Below are 15213 nucleotides of genomic sequence, written 5' to 3'. Positions count from 1 at the left end.
GTTTTTAAGGAGCGGTTCATTCGTCGGGTTAAAAAAACTGGATGCTCTTGACGGCATCCAGTTCTGTCGTTATTGTGCATTTTCTTCAAATAGCTTACAAATTTCAACGATGACTTTTACGGCTTTTTCCATATTATCAACAGAAATATACTCATATCGACCGTGGAAGTTTTCGCCGCCCGTAAATATATTTGGCGTTGGCAGCCCCATATAACTAAGCTGTGAGCCGTCAGTTCCTCCACGAATCGGTTTGACAACCGGCTCAATTCCGAGATTCTCCATCGCTTTATGAGCAAGGTCAACAATATGTTTCACAGGTTCAATTTTATCTTTCATATTATAATACTGGTCATTCATTTCGAGAATGATGCGCTCCTTGCCATACGTTTGTTGAAAGTCAGCGATAATCGAGGAAATAAACGCTTTGCGATCTTCAAACTTTTCACGATCATGGTCGCGAATAATATAAGCTAATTTTGTCTCTTCGACATCCCCATGGATTGAAAGCAAATGATAGAAGCCTTCATAGCCTTCTGTATGTTCTGGTGCTTCTTCGACCGGTAGGCGACGGTTGAACTCCATCGCAATTTTCGTCGAGTTGATCATTTTCCCCTTTGCGGTCCCTGGATGTACGTTCTTGCCTTTAATGGTAATTTTAGCAGCAGCTGCATTGAAACTTTCATATTCGAGTTCGCCGAGCGGCCCACCGTCCATCGTATACGCGTATGTAGCATCAAAGGCTTTTACATCAAACCGATGTGGTCCCCGGCCAATTTCTTCATCGGGAGTAAAAGCGACGCGAATGCGGCCATGCTTGATTTCCGGATGTTGAATCAAATAGTTCATCGCCGTCATGATTTCAGCAATCCCTGCTTTGTTATCCGCACCTAAAAGTGTCGTTCCATCGGTCGTAATCAATGTATGTCCTTTGTATTGTGCCAACTCGGGGAATTCTTTCACAGATAAGATGATTTGTTGCTCTTCATTTAAAATAACCTCTTTGCCATCGTAATTTTCAACGATTTGAGGATTTACGTTTTTGCCAGTAAAATCAGTAGCTGTATCGACATGGGCTAAAAAACCGATTGTTGGCACCGATTTTTCTGTGTTTGCTGGCAGTGTCGCCATCACATATCCGTTTTCATCGATATTCACATCTTCCATGCCGATGGTTTTTAGTTCTTTTACAAGTTGATTGGCAAGCGTGAGCTGTCCTGGTGTTGAAGGGCATGTTTCATTATTTTCATCTGATTGTGTATCTACTTTTACGTAAGAAATAAAGCGATCGATCATTTCTGTTCGCATCTGTCATTCCACCTCTATCCAAGTAATATCCATAGTTTACCACATAAGCATATCCCGTATTAAAATGTGAGGATTGCCAAATTTTATTAAAAAGAAAATTTTTTCATGCTAAAAATCAATCTTCCTGTCGAGTGTCTAGGACAATGGGACTAGCGAAAATCTAACGATGGAACAATTTTCTAACTCATTTGCGTTTTACGAAGAAAATCGACGTAAATTTTATGATGAGATTCTTGTGATTTTGTAGAAGTGGCGAATTTTAGGATAGTCATATTTACACTATTATCAGAATATTTGTGTATGTTAGGCTTTATTTACCGACAACGGAACAGGAAAGGAGAACATCGACGATGAATAAGAAACTAGTCTCAATTTTTATAGTCATAATATTCTGTTTATTTTTAATTACTCCTACAGCTGTACTTGGAGCTCTTATAAGTATGGAAGAAAAGGTTGAAGCTGTCGTAGAAAAGAAAGCTGTATTTGCCGTCAAAGGAAAACAATCCAGCTTGGCCAAGCGTGATTTTATAGATCAAAATCATTCAGAAGGGATCTTTCAAGCGAAAAGTCTTTTGTTTGCCCCTGTAAAACTGGAGGAGGAGGATTCAGCTCGTATTGAAAAAGGACAAGATGTAGTTAGTGGAAAGAAAAAGGCGACTTTTTGGGCGCGAGGTTCGCCAGCTTTGCGATTGTCTAGTGCTTTGATTAAAGGAGGGGGGTGAACGATTGTGCGCGGTTTTTTCGCATATTCTTATGAATAAATCTGCGTATAAGGGAACATGATAACAAAAACTTAAATTGAAGTGGGGGATGCCAGTTTGCATTATGACTGTATGATTATTGGCGGTGGAATTGCTGGTCTGCAAGCAGCGATTCAGCTTGGGCGCTATCAACATAATGTATTGGTGATTGATGCAGAGGAAGGGCGTTCAACCCTCTGTCAAAGCTACCATAATGTATTAGGCTACCCGGATGGCGTTAGTGGCCCAGAGCTTCGGCGTCTTGGTCGGAAACAGGCCGAAAGACTTGGCGTTCACTTTGAGTTGGAAACCGCAGTTACCGCTAAGAAAACAGCTGACGGTTTTACGGTATGGGGCAAATGTGGCAAACGTTACGAAGCAAAACGCTTATTGCTTGCTACGGGAATTGTTGACCGAATCCCGTCATTTCCTGAATTGCTCCCATGTCTTGGGATAAGTGTATACGTCTGCCCGGACTGTGATGGTTACGAAGTTTCCAATCGGAAGACGATCGTGATTGGATCAGGCAACACAGGCGCGAATATGGCTTTAACTTTGTATGATTGGACGAAAAAGCTGATTTATGTCAACCATGAGCAACAGGCAGTTGATGATCAGTTACTAATGAAGCTAAAGGATAAAGAAATTGATTATCTTTCAACTTCGATTGAGAAGATTGTTGCTGATGATGCTGAGTTTACGGGTGTTATCTTAACGAATGGAGAACAAATAAAGGCGGAACGGGGTTTTGTTGCCTTCGCGGGAAATGAAGTGAAATCAGAGCTTGCAAAGCAACTTGGAGTTGACCTTCATGAAAACAACCATATTCTCGTTGATCCGCGAACAAAGGAAACGAGCGTCAAACATGTTTGGGCCGCAGGTGATGTCGTAGCTCATTCGGAACAGGTTACGATTGCGATGGGAGATGGCTCCCAATCAGCGATTTGGATACATAAAACATTGTTAGAAGGTTGATGAAGCCCGCTGTCAAAACGACAACGGGTATTGTTTATTCCGAGTACTAGCAATAAAAATCATCCCGTTTAAGACCACTTCACTTGTTAATCCCAGTACTAGGTAAAGTCACAACTCGTTTGTATGTTATTTCCAGAAAAGGTGATTAATGTCTTTCGGTAAACTTGTAACTGGGCAGACCCACAAGTTTTTTTGACGATAATGCTAGTAACGCGATTTATTATCCAAGTACTCGTATTAAAAACACCAAATTTCATTGATATATTGCTAGTACTCGTAATAAAAAGCTGTAAAATGAGGGGTTAATCCGAGTACTGGGAATAAAATGAGGTCAGAAGGCCGTTATAATCCAAGTACTAGCAATAAAAAACGGTCAAAAATTGGTTTAATCCAAGTACTAGTATTAAATCACCCCGCAAATCACGGTTAATCCGAGTACTAGTAATAAAAATCAGCCCGTTTAAGACCACTCCACTTTTACTAGCAATAAAACCCGTCTATAAACCAGCGTTAATCCCAGTACTAGCAATAAAACTTAACCCCATTTTATGAACAATCGACCTTTACAATCCGAGTACTGAATACATACAGTGGACAAAAGGACCGGGCAGTTCAATTCGCCTAACCATTAAGCCGCTTTAACGGGGTTTCCGCTGGACCGTCGAGTACTTCTCCCTTATAAGAGAATCGAGAGCCGTGACATGGGCAGTCCCAAGACCGTTCTCCGTTATTCCACTCGAGTTCGCAACCCATATGCGTACAGGTCGTGTCGACGAGGTGTAGTTCGCCATTTTCATCACGATAGGCGCCGGCGCGCTCGCCATTTACGATAACGGCTGCACCTTCATTGTTTTGTAAATCTTCAGGCTCTGTAGTCGGACGGTCTAGCTTTCCTTGCACAAGCTTTGCCGCCACCTTCGCATTAACAGATAAAAACTTTTTCACATCTGGGTCAGCATGGAATCGGCTCGGATCAAACAATTCTTTATAACGATTATCACGTCCGAGAATTAAATCGGTTAACAGCCTCGCAGCATTTGTGCTATTCGTCATCCCCCACTTCCGATAGCCAGTTGCCACATAAATATTCGATAAAGTCGCCGAATAGTTGCCAACATACGGGATTTTATCCAATGTATAAGGATCCTGTGCGGACCAGCGATATGGGATTTCCTTCACACCAAATGATTTCTCTGCAAACGCCTCTAGTTCTTCATAGTATTTATGCGTATTGTTTTCAAGCCCTGTTTGATGACTGCTGCCGCTAAAAATCACTAGTCTTTCCCCATTCACATCAGTATAGCGGAGCGAGCGGGTAGGTTGTTCGGCATTGATATACATCCCACCTGGAAATTCTCTTTCTGTTTTCACTGCTAGCACATAAGCTCGTTCTAAATAAAGCCGCGAAAAATAAAAGCCTTTTATATCATAAAACGGGTAATGAGAGCTAACAATCATCTGCTCGCAGCTGACCTTATACCCGTCACGCGTCGTCACCCGCGGCTGATTGCCTTCTTCAATATCAACCGCCGTCGTTTGTTCATAGATGACACCGCCCATGTTTATAAACTCCTCAACAAGATGTTTCATATATTTAAGCGGATGAAATTGTGCTTGATTTCGCATGACAATCGCTGTTTTATGCTCAACTGGAATCGGAATCGAGTCGAGGTATTCGCCTTCCTTAATGCCTAATTTTTCATACGCTTCATATTCGTTGATTAACTTTTGCATTTCCTGTTGCGAGTTTGTGTAAATATAGGCATCTTGATCAGAAAAGTCACAGTCAATCTGCTGTTCGTTGACGAGATTTCTCATAAATTGGAGGGCCTCATGATTGGCCTCATAATAAAGCTTTGTTTGCTCTTCGCCAAAATGACTGATGAGCTCGTCATAAATGAGCCCATGCTGTGCGGTCACCTTTGCGGTCGTATGGCCGGTCGTCCCATTTAAAATGCGCCCCGCCTCAATGATAGCGACTTTCTTTCCTTCCTTTGCTAATAAGTAGGCAGCGGTAATTCCGGTCATGCCACCGCCAATGATTGCTACTTCAACATTTGTATCTTCTTGAAGCTCCGAAAAGCTTGGTAGCTCAACACTTTGCGGCCAATACGATTCAGGGAACTGAGGCATTTTACTCGTTGTCATTTGCAATTTCCTCCTAAAAAGAACAATAATATCCTTATTTTCTCCGCTGAATGAAAAATCATGCTTATTGCCGAACATAAGTTAGGAACGATACAATGGAAGAAATGTGAAAGTGGAGGAAAGTTCGATGGCAGGAGTAAAAACGAATGCGATGAGATTGCTAGATCAGAAAAACATTCCCTATACGATTCATACTTATGACAATAAAGATGGGAAAATTGATGGCGTCGCCGTTGCCGCGAAAATCAATAAAGCTGCGGAACAAGTATATAAAACCCTTGTCGCCCAAGGGGTTTCAAAGGAATTATATGTGTTTATTATTGAGGTTGAAGCCGAACTTGATTTAAAAAAGGCGGCGAAGGCCGCGGGTGAAAAGAAAATTGAAATGCTGCCTGTAAAGGATATCCAGAAATATACAGGGTATATTCGCGGCGGCTGTTCTCCGCTCGCAATGAAAAAGCAATATAAAACCTTTATCGATACGAAGGCGGAAACCCTTGCACAGCTGATTGTTAGTGCGGGGAAAATCGGCTTGCAAATCGAGTTGGCTCCCCAAGACTTACAAACTGCAGTTGGGGCGTTGTTTGTAGAACTTCGAAAATAACCGTTAACAATGCTAGTAAAATCGACCTTGTTATACGACTACATCCGCTTGTTCTTGACGCTAGGCATTCACCTAGAGATGAAAACTTGCATACTCTGAAAATGAACCAATTTAGCAGAGCTGAAAGGAGTATTTTTACATGGGGAAAGTGCTCAATTATTTTGCTGGAGGCAATACCGCTCGCGGATTTTATAGTTTATATGAATCAAATTTACAAGGACTTTCACGCGTGTTTATTTTAAAAGGCGGACCGGGAACAGGAAAGTCGACATTGATGAAAAAGATTGGGAAAGAGTGGAATGACAAGGGCTATGATGTCGAGTATTTGCATTGCTCTTCTGATCATGAATCGATTGATGGTGTCATCTTCCGCTCGCTTGGGGTAGGGATTGTCGATGGAACGGCCCCTCACGTCATCGAACCGACGTTGCCTGGCGTTGTTGAAGAATATGTAAATCTTGGGGTTGCCTGGAATTCAGACCAACTGCAAGCGCAAAAAGAGGAGATTGAATTGCTGTCAACTGACAGAAGCGCAGCTTTCAAAGCTGCCTATGAAACTTTTGCTGAAGCGCTTCGCGTCCATGATGAATGGGAGAAAATCTACATTGAAAACATGGATTTCAACAAGGCAAACGAGTTGACAGAGGATTTGCTTGCGAGACTTTTCGAAGGCAAAAACCTTGAGAAGCAAGCAGATGTTTATCATCGTTATCTCGGTGCAGCAACACCAGTAGGGGCGGTTGATTTTGTCCCGAATATAACGGAGGGGCTTTCGAAGCGTTACTTCATTAAAGGTCGCCCAGGTTCAGGCAAGTCGACGATGTTGAAGAAGATTGCCGCAGAAGCAGAAGTACGCGGCTTTGATACGGAAGTTTATCATTGCGGGTTTGATCCTCATAGTCTTGACATGATTATCGTCCGTGAGCTTGGTTTTGCGATTTTCGATAGTACCGCTCCACATGAATATTTTCCTGAAAAAGAAACAGATGAGATTGTCGATATGTACGGAACGATTATCGCCCAAGGAACAGATGAGAAATACGATGCGGAAATTCAAGATTGCTCCAGTCGTTATCGGGCAAATATGAATAAAGCGATTGCCTCGCTGGCAAAAGCAAAAAGCCTCCATGAAGAGCTTGAAGCGATTTATAAAGGAGCGATGGATTATCGGAAAATCGATGAACTGACAGTTGCCTTGAATAAAGAGATTGAAAAATTGGCGGTAAAATAGCAAAATGAGCACTCGAACGGATTCGAGTGCTCGCATTATTTTTAAAAGATAAAGTGGGCGATTAGCACGACGATTGGCAGCGTAATAATCGTACGCTGGAGGAAAATAACGAATAGTTCCCAAAAAGAAATGGGAATTTTCGAACCTAATAGCAAGCCACCTACTTCTGACATGTAAATAAGCTGTGTAACAGATACGGAAGCGATAATAAATCGTGTCATTTCGCTTTCAATGCTTGCTCCAAGAACGGATGGAAGGAACATATCAGCGAATCCGACAACCAATGTTTCCGATGCAGCCTTTGCCTCAGGTACTTGCATCCATTCTAAAAGTGGGATGAATGGCATGCCTAGCCACTGGAAAAGCGGCGTATATTCGGCTACAATCAAGGCAACCGTTCCAAGCGCCATGACAATCGGAGCAACGCCCATCCACATATCAAGGATGTTTTTCACTCCAGAGAAAAAGAAGTCACTCAAGCCACGATTGCGGCTCGCCTTTGCAACGGCTTGATGAACTCCCCATGTAAATAAATTATAGCCAGCAGGAATTTCATCTTCGGAGTAATCACTGCTCTTTTCTGTATAATAAGTGTCAGGCTTACGTGATAACGGCGGAATTCGCGGCATGATAATCGCTGCTACGAAACCGGCGACAGTCACGGTTAAATAAAAGGGGACAAACATATGAGCGAGTCCAACTTGAGAAATAATTACGAGACTGAATGTAATCGAAACAACAGAGAAGGTCGTTCCAATGATCGCTGCTTCACGCTTCGTAAATAGCCCTTGTTCATATTGTTTGCTCGTTAGCATCACACCAATCGTGCCATCGCCAAGCCATGACGTCATACTACCGACGGCCGATATTCCAGGAAGTTTAAAAAGTGGACGCATCACTTTCGTCAATAAAGTTCCGAATAATTCTAACAGGCCAAAGTTCAATAACAAAGGTAAAAATAGCCCAGCAAATAAAAAAATCGCGAACAGAACAGGGAGCAGGTCATAGAGAAGAAGACCACCCGTGTTTTCCGACCAAATCGCTTCTGGTCCCCATTGAAAGAGAACAAGGACAGCAAAGATGGCCCCGAGAATTCTGGCAATAAACCAGATTGTTGGAACGTCGAAAAGCGTTTTTAAAAACAGATTGCGGTTCAAAACGTCTGCCCGCACTGTTTTCGCTAAAATCGTCCCGATCGCTGTGAGTACGATAATGAAGGCCATAATTTCAGGCAGGAAATCAGCAAGTAAATCTTGTACGGCTCCCGCCAAAATCGCAATCGGAATCGTCAGTTGATCTTTATAGACAATTGGAATCATAAACAAGAAGATGCCAATGAAAGACGGTACAATAAAAGTAAAAAGATTCTTTTTCGTTTGTAATTCTTTATCCAATGATACTCATCCTTAACTACATATTTATTAAGCCCTGTTCATTTTAATTCATGACTATGTATTTGCCAACCGGTTTAGCCAATCTGATTATTCCGTATATTATTTCCCGGGAGATTGATTGTTATTAATCACAAATTAACACTGATGGGAGTTTCATTTTATCGCAGATTAACAATATTGAAAGTTTAGTTTTAAAAGAAGTTTAAGTTTTTGAAAGGGGGCGAGTGCTGTGGTGGAACAATTAAGGAAATGTTTTGCTGAGAAAGCTAATCCAGAAAATGCGGTGTATATGAGCAAATATATGAAGAATCATTTTCCTTTCTTCGGGATTAAAGCAACGGAAAGACGGGAAATTCAGAAAGCTTATTTTCAGCAATCGGGAAGATTGAAAGCGCCGTTCGATGAGCAGTTTGTACTTGGATTATGGAAGCAGCCAGAGCGTGAATTTCAATTGGCTGCCATCGATTATATCGTTCATTTGCAGAAAAGATTGCCTAAAACCAAAATGGACTTATTGGAAACACTTATTACGACGAAATCATGGTGGGATACTGTTGATACGTTGGCGCAGAAACCTGTGGGAACGATCGTTGCTAACTATCCAAAACTTGTGGCGCGAGTGGATGAGTGGGCCGTGGCGGAAAATATGTGGCTTCGTAGAACGGCGATTCTCTATCAGTTAAAATATAAAGAGAATACTGATGAGGCAAGGCTATACCATTTTATTAGACTAAATGCGGATAGCAAGGAGTTTTTTATTCAAAAGGGAATTGGTTGGGCATTGAGGGAATACTCGAAAACGAATCCAAATTCGGTTAAACTTTTTATTAAGGAGAATCGTTTAGCTCCACTAAGTGTGCGTGAAGGGAGCAAATATTTGAGCTGATGGAATAATACTATTTAGTCAGTTCCCCACAGATGGTTAGATGAGCCTATCTACGATAAAATGTACTTAACAATTATAGAATGTGAAGGTGAAAACATGTTTAAATGTATCGCAATTGATATGGATGGAACATTATTGAATTCGAATCAGCAAATTTCTGCTGAGAATAAGGCGGCAATTGAAAAAGCACAGAAACAAGGAGTGGAAGTTGTTGTAGCGACAGGGCGGTCGTATGAGGAAGCGATATTTGTTTTAAACGAAGGTGGCATCGAATGCCCAATCATTTGTGCAAATGGGGCCGACGTGCGCTCGAAGGATGGTTCATTGATTGCCACGAATCCATTGCCAAACGAGCTAGTAGAGAAAGCAGCAACAATTTTACGTGATTTGGGCATTTATTTTGAAGTGTATACAAACAAAGGCACATACACGAATAACGAGGCTAAAGCGATATCGGCGATTGTTGATATTTTTGCTAGTGCCAACCCAGAGGCACCAATGGAAATGCTCCTTGAAGGAGCGAAAAAACGTTTTAGTAAAGGGCTTGTCCATATAGTCGATGATTACGATACGCTTTTTGCGGATGATGAGCATCAAATTTATAAGCTTTTAGCGTTTTCTCTAGATGAGGCAGAGCAAGCAAGCGGCAAGGAGGCTCTTCAAGCGTTTCCTGGGCTTGCGATCAGTTCGTCTGGACATTTAAATATAGAAATTTCCAGTGTGGACGCGCAAAAAGGAGTAGCGCTTGAGGCATTTGTCAAAGCAAGAGGGATCGAACTGTCAGAAACGATGGCGATTGGCGATAATGGCAATGACTTGTCGATGTTCGCCCGAGTCGGACGAGCAGTTGCAATGGGCAATGCCGGGTTTGAAATCCAAATGGAATGCGACGTCGTCACCGGAACAAACGACGAACATGGCGTCGCGCAGGCGATTTTGGAGGTTTTGTAGGGGCGTTGTCGTCATTCGGACAGATTCCTTGTAAAAAGAGTCAAGTCTGTCTGAAAGAGCGTGTCCTTCAGACAGATTTCTTGTAAAAAGAGTCAAGTCTGTCTGAAAGAGCGTGTCCTTCAGACAGATTTCTTGTAAAAAGAGTCAAGTCTGTCTGAAAGAGCGTATCCTTCGGACAGATTTCTTGTAAAAAGAGTCAAGTCTGTCTGAAAGAGCGTATCATTCAGACAGATTTCTTGGAAAAAGAGTCAAGTCTGTTTGAAAGAGGGTGTCCTTCAGACAGATTTCTTGTAAAAAGAGTCAAGTCTGTCTGAAAGAGCGTGTCCTTCAGACAGACTTCTTGGAAAAAGAGTCAAGTCTGTCTGAAAGAGGGTGTCCTTCAGACAGATTCCTTGGAAAAAGAGTCAAGTCTGTCTGAAAGAGCGTATCCTTCAGACAGATTCCTTGGAAAAAGAGTTAAGTCTGTCTGAAAGAGGGTGTCCTTCAGACAGATTTCTTGGAAAAAGAGTCAAGTCTGTCTGAACGAGCGTATCCTTCAGACAGATTTCTTGAAAAAAGAGTCAAGTCTGTCTGAACGAGCGTGTCCTTCAGACAGACTTCTTGAAAAAAGAGTCAAGTCTGTCTGAAAGAGCGTATCCTTCGGACTGCTCAACCATTAAAACAGCAAAGCGAGTCTCAATCATTACAACAACACAATATCCAAAGACTCTACTTGCGAAACGAGTAACTCTTCGTATTTCTTCTGAGCGTTAAATTGGATTTCTTGTTCGCTGGCATTTGGGTTATCTTGCTTAACGAGTTCGACGACATCATCTTGGACTTTTTGCGTCAATACGATTCGCTTGTATTGCTCTTGCTGATAAGCCCAAAAACGGTCCTCGCCGTACTCAGCAATCATTTGTGTCGCGACTTCTGATTCTTCATATTGGCTGCGTACTTTTTCGAGTTCTGCATTTACTTCAGCCTCGGTTGCTTGATGACCTTTTTCTTCGCCGAGCATGGCCATTGCACGAAGGCGGATAATTTGCGAGACGAGCATGTTTTGATTATCAATTACTTTCTCCTGTGAATCCCAGTAAGCCAATGCATCTTCTAGCTCCTGGCCAGTATACTTTTCTCGATCGGTTTCACGAGCCATTTCGAGGTGAAGATCATTGATAAAACGGTAAAAGTTGACGTCCTCTTTCGTAATCCACTCACCATTAATCGCCGCAACACCGCCGGCATCCTCGATTTGGAGCTCAATCACTTTCTCAGCTTCTTCGCCGTCTTTTTCTAGCTCAAAAACAGCTTCCCATTTTCCAGCCATCGGAAGGTCTATTTTCGTTGCATATGTTCCGTCACTAAGGTCTTCAAACTTGGCCTCAACTGTACCGTGATCCATGTCGACCATTGCGAGTTCAACGTTAATATCCAGTCCTGTCACTGGTTCGCCACCTTCAGTGACCGTAATAAACATTTGTGTCTCTTTATCTTTTATAAATGCTGGCTCTTGTGTCACTTCCAATTCCCAGCTAGGTGCTCCATTACAGGCAGAAAGAACTAGCAGAAGTAAAAATACGAGTGTTAGTGACCATTTTTTCATGGTTAGATTCCTCCTAAATGTTGAAGTTTAATAAACTCTTCAACCGGGTATTTCGTTATTTTCCCCTCATCCAAGTAGGCAACATGGGTGCAAAGTTGTCTAATCTCATCAAGATGGTGGGAGGATAAGAGAATTGTTTTGTTTTTCAATTGGTTAAGTATATCTAAGATTTCCTTGCGGCCAATAGGATCAATGCCACTCGTTGGCTCATCGAGGATGATAATGTCCGAATCTTGGTATAAAGTGATGGCCAACCCAAGACGTTGTAGCATTCCTTTCGAATAGCCTTTGATTTGCTTGTCTTTATCCTCCCAAAGCCGAACAGATGTTAAAAGTTCTTTTATTCTATCTTCATTAGCCGCTCCTGTACTTGCCTTTGCAAAGAACTGCATGTTTTCATAGCCGGTTAGGGAGGGGTAGAGCATAAATTTCTCCGGCAAATAAGCGATCTCATTTTTTACTTTTTTCGTTTGTGCTTTGCTATTAATTGTAATTTTCCCTGACTTCACTGGGAGAAGACCAAGCAAACTATTGATAAAAGTCGATTTCCCCGCACCATTTCGTCCAACTAAAGCACAAATTTCATTTTTTTCTATCGTTAATGAAACATCGTCAAGCACCGTTTTTTTATCAAAAGATTGGGTTAGATTCATTACATCAATCACTCAAAACCCTCCTTCCTGTGGAGCAAGACAGCGCCGCCAAAAGAGATTAAAAGCCAGATCATTAGATTAAAAATAAAGAACAACGATGGTGCTAACCACATAAACGACTCTAATAAACGTGACATATTTCCAAATGAATAAAGTCCGAGTGCAGATTCTAAAAACATTCGCACGGCTTGAATCGGATTTAGAAAATAAGCAATTGAAAACAATTGAACATTGTCATGCGTAACACTCGGCAGCATCGATAAAAGCGCGAAGTCATGTAAGAAAAAGAAATAAAACCATAGCACAACAGCAATCCCAGTAATTTGCATTCTTGAACGGCTAATGCTGCCGATTGCTACCCCCAATTGTGTAAACACTAGCATTAAGCCAATTAATGCAGCAACGAGTAGAAAGTAATCAGCAAATTGTATAGTAAAGAAAAATTTCACCGGAATTAAGAAGATGAAAAACCAAGCAAATACTGGGAGAACAAAGACTACTTGAATCGCAATGCTTTTCTTAAATAAGAATGAGAGTGTGCTTTCCCGTTTTGTTAACAGCATAACAAGTGTTTTCTGCTCTTTTTCTTGGAAGACCGAAAAGGCTCCGAGGAAAAGACAGAGAATCGGTATAAAGTAAATGAGACTCTCAAATAAATTGATGAGTAAAACGTAATAGCCCTGTTCAAACCCAAAATCTTGGGCGCGGGACAGCATAAACAGCGAAACAATAATAATGATTCCCAATGAAAGCCATAATCCTTTGCTGCGAATGCTTTCTTTCCATTCCTTCCATATATAGTTCATCGTAATTTCCCCTTCTATTCGTGTTTTTATCTCTTACCCAACTTCTTTCGAAACAGAATCGTTAGCCCGATAATTAAAAGAAGGGCAGGCCAGATAAAACTTTGCTTTGATTGAGTGCCAACAAGTGGATATTCATCTTCAAACATTACCTTGGTGTTATTTAACAGTGCATTCATTTTCTCGTATATGGCAATTGCTGGGCTTTTCAAGAAAAAATAAGTAAGTTCTGACTCCTCAATAAGTTCGTATAGAGAGGATTGATAGACAGCTGAACCATCTCCAATTCCATCCTGATCCAGGTCAAGAAGCGGGAAAGTACTACCCCAGTTGTTCCCAATTCCATCTTTGCTCCAAACGTTATTTATTCCCATACCACCAACGGTAATCACGGGCAAGGTGTTATCAGCAATATAATTTTCGGTAAAAGTTTGCTCGTTGGAGCTTCCCCAAAATTCAATGCCGATTTGGTTTTGATGGATGTAATTGTTACGAATCATATTCCGTGTTGCTTGATCCATATATAAGCCGCGTTGATTCATGTAGAAAGTGTTGTTCACAATTTCATTGTCATTCGAATCTAAGAGGAAAAGTCCAAATGAACGGTGTCCATAGTTAAAAATGAATTGGTTGTTTTCGAGTTTAAGCTCATCGGAGAGCATGATGGCTGCTCCGCCTGTATTTAACGTGAATATGTTGTTTTTAAATTCGTTCCGATGCGAATACATATAGTGAAGACCGTATCTTGTTCTTGAAATTTGATTATTTACGCTAATATTTCCATTCGCATAGTCAAAATACATTCCATCACGGGTACCTTCAATCGTGTTATTGCTAAGATAATTATTATTTGAATAGTAGATATGAATTCCGTTGCCTTGGGCGGCAATCGTGCCATCGCCTACGCCAAAAACGGTAACATGATCGACGGTATTTTCATGTGCCTGACTTAAATAGATGCCATGAAAGGAGTCTTGAATCGTCAAGTGGCGAAGAGTATTGCCGTTCTCATATACTTTAATGGCTGCATATTCTTCAGGAGAATTCCGACTCATGCTGCTATTCTCAACTGTGAGATTCTCAATGGTAACGCCCTCGGCATGAACGGAAATGACATTGCCTGTTGCATCTCCTCTAATAATTGTGTCGTCTGTCCCGATTAATATTAGTGGTTTATCAATTGAGAGGTTGCCTTCATAAGTTTTTCCTTCGAGTTGAATGGTTGCGCCAGGTGTTGCTTCATCAATCATCATTTGCAAGTTTTCTGTAGCTCCCGGCCTGCTTGGATTGAGGCCGAGAATGATGGCAGAGAAAACGAGCAGGCTCAGGATTTTTTTCATCTTTTTCGATCCTTCCATAAGGGAATTAGTAAAAGAATAAATGCGAGTACGACAAGATAGGAACCAGTTTGTAAGGAACTATAAGTGATGAAATTGGCAATCGTATTTTCCCCTACAATCGGCGGAACAAACGGTTCCATTGTAATTGGTGCCATTGGATCTAAATTTGTCCCGAAGTCAACGAGCCAGCGTCGCAAATCCCATACGCCTACTGCGCCGGCAACAGCAAACAATCCAATCACTCCATATAAAAATGCTTTTTTACGAATAATGGCAGCTAGTAACACGAGAATAGCTAGGCCACCGATTAAATAAGTTAGAAACTGTAGCTCAGGAAAGTTTTCTTCGCTAAATCTCTTCATCCCAATATAATGGTTAAGTGCATTTATATTATCGATGTCGCCTTCCAATTTATCAGGGTAGACGATAATGTTTAAGCCCTCCGGGTATTGGGGTGCCCAGAACTCCATTTTCCACCATGGGAGAAAAATTGAAGCGAAAATGAGGAATGCAGCTACCGCAATGAAAACGGAGGACACGGTTGAAAGTTTTTTTCCTTTCATCGTTTAAACGCCTCTTTCCTAAGGGAAGAGGGTAT

Annotated in this window: 14 protein-coding genes; 6 read left to right on the top strand and 8 right to left on the bottom strand. The window is 41.5% G+C overall.

What is annotated here, in order from left to right:
- Nucleotides 1-69: 69 nt before the first annotated feature.
- Nucleotides 70-1305, bottom strand: a complete 1236-nt coding sequence (pepT, locus tag GNT69_RS04910) for a peptidase T (RefSeq protein ID WP_203553810.1) — start codon at nucleotides 1303-1305, stop codon at nucleotides 70-72.
- A gap of 350 nt (nucleotides 1306-1655) precedes the next feature.
- Between pepT and GNT69_RS04905 the strand changes: the two genes are divergently transcribed.
- Together GNT69_RS04905 and GNT69_RS04900 are read left to right on the top strand one after the other, a co-directional pair.
- Complete coding sequence (locus GNT69_RS04905; RefSeq protein ID WP_203553809.1) at nucleotides 1656-2027, top strand: hypothetical protein; 372 nt, start codon at nucleotides 1656-1658, stop codon at nucleotides 2025-2027.
- 96 nt (nucleotides 2028-2123) lie between these two features.
- Nucleotides 2124-3020 (top strand): NAD(P)/FAD-dependent oxidoreductase, encoded by an 897-nt coding sequence (locus GNT69_RS04900; RefSeq protein WP_203553808.1) that lies wholly within the window; start codon nucleotides 2124-2126, stop codon nucleotides 3018-3020.
- Between the two features lie 621 nt (nucleotides 3021-3641).
- Here the strand turns inward: GNT69_RS04900 and GNT69_RS04895 are convergent.
- Nucleotides 3642-5168 (bottom strand): FAD-dependent oxidoreductase, encoded by a 1527-nt coding sequence (locus tag GNT69_RS04895; RefSeq protein WP_203553807.1) that lies wholly within the window; start codon nucleotides 5166-5168, stop codon nucleotides 3642-3644.
- Nucleotides 5169-5295: 127 nt separating this feature from the next.
- Between GNT69_RS04895 and ybaK the strand changes: the two genes are divergently transcribed.
- Both ybaK and GNT69_RS04885 read left to right on the top strand, forming a co-directional pair.
- The gene (gene ybaK / locus GNT69_RS04890) at nucleotides 5296-5772 is read left to right on the top strand and encodes a Cys-tRNA(Pro) deacylase (protein WP_203553806.1); all 477 of its coding nucleotides are present in this window, start codon (nucleotides 5296-5298) and stop codon (nucleotides 5770-5772) included.
- A 139-nt stretch (nucleotides 5773-5911) separates the two neighbouring features.
- The gene (locus GNT69_RS04885; protein WP_203553805.1) at nucleotides 5912-7003 is read left to right on the top strand and encodes a PRK06851 family protein; all 1092 of its coding nucleotides are present in this window, start codon (nucleotides 5912-5914) and stop codon (nucleotides 7001-7003) included.
- A 41-nt stretch (nucleotides 7004-7044) separates the two neighbouring features.
- Here the strand turns inward: GNT69_RS04885 and GNT69_RS04880 are convergent, their stop codons facing one another.
- The gene (locus tag GNT69_RS04880) at nucleotides 7045-8397 is read right to left on the bottom strand and encodes a YjiH family protein (RefSeq protein WP_239094014.1); all 1353 of its coding nucleotides are present in this window, start codon (nucleotides 8395-8397) and stop codon (nucleotides 7045-7047) included.
- A gap of 229 nt (nucleotides 8398-8626) precedes the next feature.
- On the opposite strand from GNT69_RS04880, the gene GNT69_RS04875 reads away from it, so the two are divergent.
- Nucleotides 8627-9283 (top strand): DNA alkylation repair protein, encoded by a 657-nt coding sequence (locus tag GNT69_RS04875; RefSeq protein ID WP_343206454.1) that lies wholly within the window; start codon nucleotides 8627-8629, stop codon nucleotides 9281-9283.
- A gap of 96 nt (nucleotides 9284-9379) precedes the next feature.
- Nucleotides 9380-10234 (top strand): Cof-type HAD-IIB family hydrolase, encoded by an 855-nt coding sequence (locus tag GNT69_RS04870; RefSeq protein WP_203553804.1) that lies wholly within the window; start codon nucleotides 9380-9382, stop codon nucleotides 10232-10234.
- 682 nt (nucleotides 10235-10916) lie between these two features.
- Here the strand turns inward: GNT69_RS04870 and GNT69_RS04865 are convergent.
- From GNT69_RS04865 to GNT69_RS04845, 5 genes are read right to left on the bottom strand one after another with little or no spacing between them, the layout of a single operon-like run.
- A complete protein-coding gene (locus tag GNT69_RS04865) occupies nucleotides 10917-11819 on the bottom strand; it encodes a FixH family protein (protein WP_203553803.1) in 903 nt (300 codons plus the stop codon).
- 2 nt (nucleotides 11820-11821) lie between these two features.
- On the bottom strand, nucleotides 11822-12484 hold the full coding sequence (locus GNT69_RS04860) for an ATP-binding cassette domain-containing protein (RefSeq protein ID WP_203553802.1): 663 nt from the start codon (nucleotides 12482-12484) through the stop codon (nucleotides 11822-11824).
- Nucleotides 12481-13278 carry an ABC transporter permease gene (locus GNT69_RS04855; RefSeq protein WP_203553801.1) on the bottom strand — a complete coding sequence of 266 codons (798 nt, stop codon included), beginning with the start codon at nucleotides 13276-13278 and terminating at the stop codon, nucleotides 12481-12483. The genes GNT69_RS04860 and GNT69_RS04855 overlap by 4 nt, the downstream gene beginning before the upstream one ends.
- Before the next feature lie 26 nt (nucleotides 13279-13304).
- The gene (nosD, locus tag GNT69_RS04850) at nucleotides 13305-14615 is read right to left on the bottom strand and encodes a nitrous oxide reductase family maturation protein NosD (RefSeq protein ID WP_203553800.1); all 1311 of its coding nucleotides are present in this window, start codon (nucleotides 14613-14615) and stop codon (nucleotides 13305-13307) included.
- Nucleotides 14612-15178, bottom strand: coding sequence for a hypothetical protein (locus GNT69_RS04845; RefSeq protein WP_203553799.1), 567 nt, complete (start codon nucleotides 15176-15178; stop codon nucleotides 14612-14614). Before GNT69_RS04845 ends, nosD begins: the two co-directional genes overlap by 4 nt.
- Between the last annotated feature and the right edge of the window lie 35 nt (nucleotides 15179-15213).

This window comes from Bacillus sp. B15-48, from assembly GCF_016879755.1.
Classification (GTDB): domain Bacteria; phylum Bacillota; class Bacilli; order Bacillales; family Cytobacillaceae; genus Mesobacillus_B.
Note: the sequence above shows the minus strand (reverse complement) of the source record. Positions and strands in the feature narration are given on the sequence as shown.